5 protein-coding genes are annotated in these 4,115 nt (G+C 74.7%); 4 read left to right on the top strand and 1 reads right to left on the bottom strand.

Going from position 1 to position 4,115, the window contains the following annotated elements; genetic code table 11:
- Positions 1–349: 349 nt before the first annotated feature.
- On the bottom strand, positions 350–1,303 hold the full coding sequence (locus tag ACFU74_RS23100) for a ferritin-like domain-containing protein (RefSeq protein ID WP_380759704.1): 954 nt from the start codon (positions 1,301–1,303) through the stop codon (positions 350–352).
- 296 nt (positions 1,304–1,599) lie between these two features.
- Between ACFU74_RS23100 and rimP the strand changes: the two genes are divergently transcribed.
- The 4 genes from rimP to ACFU74_RS23080 all read left to right on the top strand — a co-directional run.
- Entirely contained in the window at positions 1,600–2,127 is a 528-nt protein-coding gene (gene rimP, locus ACFU74_RS23095; protein WP_380759702.1) for a ribosome maturation factor RimP, read from the top strand.
- Positions 2,128–2,129: 2 nt separating this feature from the next.
- Complete coding sequence (gene nusA / locus ACFU74_RS23090) at positions 2,130–3,131, top strand: transcription termination factor NusA (RefSeq protein ID WP_380759700.1); 1,002 nt, start codon at positions 2,130–2,132, stop codon at positions 3,129–3,131.
- A gap of 127 nt (positions 3,132–3,258) precedes the next feature.
- Positions 3,259–3,504 carry a YlxR family protein gene (locus ACFU74_RS23085; protein WP_380759698.1) on the top strand — a complete coding sequence of 82 codons (246 nt, stop codon included), beginning with the start codon at positions 3,259–3,261 and terminating at the stop codon, positions 3,502–3,504.
- A 212-nt stretch (positions 3,505–3,716) separates the two neighbouring features.
- On the top strand, positions 3,717–4,115 hold a 399-nt coding region (locus tag ACFU74_RS23080; RefSeq protein WP_380759696.1), incomplete at its 3' end, for a translation initiation factor IF-2 N-terminal domain-containing protein.

Raw genomic sequence — 4,115 nt, 5'->3', positions numbered from 1 at the left:
GGGGGGGGGGGGGGGGGGGGGGGGTGGGGGTGGTGGGGGGGTGGGGGGGGGGGGGGGGGGGGGCGGCGCGGGGGGGGGGGGGGGGGCTGGGGGGCGCGGGGGGGGGGGGGGGGGGGGGCGGCTCCGGGGGGGGCCGCTCCGGGGGGCTGGATGATTTTCCGACTGCCGACTCGGTGGGGGCGGGGTGCCCGCCGTTGGCAGTCCGAAAATCACCCGCAACGCCCCCTTCCGCGGCCACCCCCTACGCCGCCCCCTCCCGCAGCGCATCCCTCTCGCCTGGTGGGGGTGGGGTGGGGGAGTGGTGGGGGTGGGTGGGGAGGTGCGGGTGGGATGGGGGTGTGCGCGCCCGTCACGGAGTCGGAGTCGGGGGCGGGGTGGGGGTGTTGGGGAAGCCGGGGAAGGGGGTGGGGGTGGCGCCCCAGTGGTGGGCGCGGAGGGCGGATTCGCGGAGGGCGTCGGCGGCGAGGGGGCGTTGGGGGGCGGGGACGGCGGCCACCAGGTCGGCGTAGACGGTGGTGAGGCTGGTTTCCAGGTGGGCGGCGAGGCGGGTGGCGGTGGGGGCGTCGGTGACCGGGAAGGGGAGCTGGTAGCCGGGGGCCGCGGCGGCGGGGGTGGCGCCGGCGGCGGTGAGGAGGCGTTGCCAGGCGTCGCGGTGGGACTGGTGGGCGGCCAGGGCGGTGCGGGCGTCGGTGCGCTTCTGGTCGTCGGGGAGGCGGGCTCCGACCACGCCGTAGCCGTAGATGGCGGCGTGTTCGGCGCTGAGGGCGTCCTGGAAGGGGGCGGCGGGCTCGCCGGGGGCGGGGGTGGAGGTGGTGCTGGGCGCGGCGGACGGGGCGGGGTCGCCGAGGGCGACGGCGTGCAGGACGCCGGCCGTGGAGACGGAGGCCAGCAGGCGGGCCAGCTGGGGGGAGGCGGCGCCGAGGTCGGCGAGGCGGGACTGGGCGGTCCGGCGTTCGAGGGTGGCCAGGGCGGCGAGGGTGGTGGGCGCCGTGCCGGCTGGTGCGGTGGGGGTGGTGGGGGGTGTCGTGGTGGTGGGCTGGAGGGCGGCGCGGTGCTGGGCGACCTCGGTGCGCAGGGCCTGGAGCTGGGGGGCCTGGGGGAGGAGGGCGTCGTAGCCGGCGAGGAGGAGGTCGGTGGCGGCGACGGCGCGCAGGCGGACCGGCTCGTCGGGGTCGGGGCGGCGGGGGTCGCGGGCCGGGGTGCCGGGGGCGTCGCCGGGCCCGCTGGTGCAGGCGGCGAGGGGCGTGCCGGTGGTGAGGAGCAGCCCGAGGGTCAGGATGGTCCGTCGGCTGGGCGGCTGCATGGGTGTCACTCCGGGGGCGTGTACGGGAGGACGGCCTGCCCGCCTGCCCTCGTTGGCGTGAATGATTACAGAATCCTTACGTCTGTGGGCACGGATCGGGTTCGCGGTGACGGTGCGCGGGCGGTGTGAGCTTGCTCGCACCGGGTGAGGCGGGCCCGGGGCCGGAATCGGTGGTTGGGGGTTTCACCGGCTAGGCTTTGGGCCGAGCTGCCGCGACCCGGCCGCGCGCCGCACCGGCGCCGGGGGTGCGGGGCGACCTTCCGACAACAGCAGACGCGGCCGAGGAGTCCACCCGGATGAGCACCACCAACACCGACCGGCTGCGCGCGTTGCTGGAGCCGCTGGCCGTACAGGCGGGCCTGGATCTGGAGGACGTCAAGGTCACCCAGGCGGGCAGCCGCCGCCAGGTGCAGATCGACGTGGACGCCGACGGCGGCGTGGACCTGGACGCCATCGCCGAGTTCAGCCGGGTGGTCGGCGAGGCCCTGGACGAGTCGGACGTGATGGGTTCCGGGGCGTACCTCCTGGAGGTCGGCTCGCCGGGCGCGGAGCGTCCGCTGACCGTGCCGCGGCACTGGGCGCGGGCCGAGGGCCGGCTGGCCAAGATCCACCTGGTCGACGGCGGGGAGATCGTCGCGCGGGTGCTGGAGGCGGACGAGGACGGCGCGCTGGTCGAGGTGCAGCCGGTGAAGGGCCGTGGCCGGCCCAAGGAGCGCCGGCTGGAGTACGGCGAGGTCGCCCGTGCGCGGGTCCAGGTGGAGTTCAACCGCAAGGACGACGAGCTGCTGCTCGACGAGAACGTGACGAAAGACGAGGAGGCGTAGCCGTGGACATCGACATGAGTGCCCTGCGCGCGCTGGTCAGCGAGAAGAACATCCCCTTCGACCTCGTGGTCGAGTCGATCGAGTCGGCCCTCCTCACCGCGTACCACCGCACCGAGGGCTCGCGCCGTCGCGCCCGGGTCGAGCTGGACCGCAGGAGCGGCCATGTGACGGTCTGGGCGACCGAGGACGCGTCGGAGCTGGAGGAGGGCGTCGAGCCGAAGGAGTTCGACGACACCCCGAGCGGCTTCGGCCGGATCGCCTCCAGCATCGGCATGCAGGTGATGATGCAGCGGCTGCGTGACGCCGCCGACGACCAGACCTTCGGCGAGTACGCGGGCAAGGAGGGCGACATCGTCACCGGTGTCGTCCAGCAGGGCAACGACCCGAAGAACGTGCTGGTCGACATCGGCAAGCTGGAGGCCATCCTCCCGCCGCAGGAGCAGGTCCCGGGCGAGGACTACCGGCACGGCACCCGGCTGAAGTGCTACGTCGTGGCCGTTCGCCGGGGCGTGCGCGGGGCGTCGGTGACGCTGTCGCGCACCCACCCGAACCTGGTGAAGAAGCTGTTCGCGCTGGAGGTCCCGGAGATCGCGGACGGCAGCGTGGAGATCGCGGCGATCGCCCGTGAGGCCGGCCACCGGACCAAGATCGCGGTCTGGTCGCGCCGCCAGGGGCTGAACGCCAAGGGCGCCTGCATCGGTCCGATGGGCTCCCGGGTGCGCGCGGTGATGGGCGAGCTGCACGGCGAGAAGATCGACATCGTCGACTGGTCGGAGGACCCGCGCGAGATGGTCGCCGCCGCGCTGTCCCCCGCACGGGTGACCAGTGTGGAGATCGTCGACGCCGCCCAGCGTTCCGCGCGGGTGATCGTGCCGGACTACCAGCTGTCGCTGGCGATCGGCAAGGAGGGGCAGAACGCCCGCCTGGCCGCGCGTCTCACCGGCTGGCGGATCGACATCCGGCCGGACACCGAGGGCGCCGAGCAGGAAGCCGCGGACCAGTAGTCGTTGTTGTCCGAGTGTCCCCGCCGTGCCCTCCGGGGTCGGCGGGGCGGCGCCATGTCCCTTCGGAGGGGTAGACTTGCCTTCGTCTGGCCGGACGCATGTCCGAGCACGCCCGGAACGCACCTGCGTGGGCTGCCGCAAGCGCGCGGCCAAGCACCAGTTGTTGCGTGTCACGGCGGTCGAGGGCGTCTGCGTCCCTGATCCCCGTGGCGCACTGCCGGGCCGGGGCGCTCACCTGCACCCCGATCCGTCCTGCCTCGACCTCGCGGTCCGCCGACGGGCGTTCCCCCGGGCCTTCCGGCTCCAGGGCGCGCTCGACACCGGGCGGCTCCGCGAGTACATCGAGGAGCGGGTGAGCGTCAGCTCCCCGTGACGGCCCGCCGCTCGCGCGGCGGAGCACCACCGCAACAAGCACGGCGCACGGGCAGCCGTACGCCGTGCCACCAGTCAGGTACCTCGCGATGTGGAAGTAGGTCGAGATTGCGATGAGCACTCGATGAGTACGCGATGAGTACGCGATGGGTACGCCCATGAAGTAGCGACAGTCCGGCGGACGAGACCCCCGGACTCATAGACAGGAGTGAAGTGGCTAAGGTCCGGGTTTACGAACTCGCCAAGGAGCTCGGTTTGGAGAGCAAGGCCGTCATGGCCAAGCTCACCGAGCTGGGTGAGTTCGTCCGTTCGGCGTCCTCGACGATCGAGGCGCCGGTCGTACGCAAGTTGACTGACGCGCTTGGTGTGGCCCCCACCGGTGGTGGTTCCGCTGCCAAGCCGGGCCCGCGGAAGCCCGCGGCGCCCCAGCCCGCGGCCGGTTCGGCCGCGGGTGCACCCAAGCCGGGTGCCCCGACCCCGGGTCCGCGTCCCGCGGCCCCCGGTCCCCGTCCGACCCCGGCCGCCGCCGCCCCGGCGCCGGCCCCCGCCGCGCCCAAGGCGTCCGGCCCGACGCCGGGCCCGCGCCCGGCTCCGCGCCCCGCGACGCCGGCG

The sequence above is a fragment of the Kitasatospora sp. NPDC057500 genome (assembly GCF_042802195.1).
GTDB lineage: Bacteria > Actinomycetota > Actinomycetes > Streptomycetales > Streptomycetaceae > Kitasatospora.
The sequence above is the reverse complement of the archived record's forward strand: the minus strand, read 5'-3'. Positions and strand labels throughout refer to the sequence as shown.

Coding starts and splice junctions, on each gene's coding strand:
- rimP (WP_380759702.1), top strand. CDS start 1,600: ATGAGCACCACCAACACCGACCGGCTGCGCGCGTTGCTGGAGCCGCTG.
- ACFU74_RS23100 (WP_380759704.1), bottom strand. CDS start 1,303: ATGCAGCCGCCCAGCCGACGGACCATCCTGACCCTCGGGCTGCTCCTC.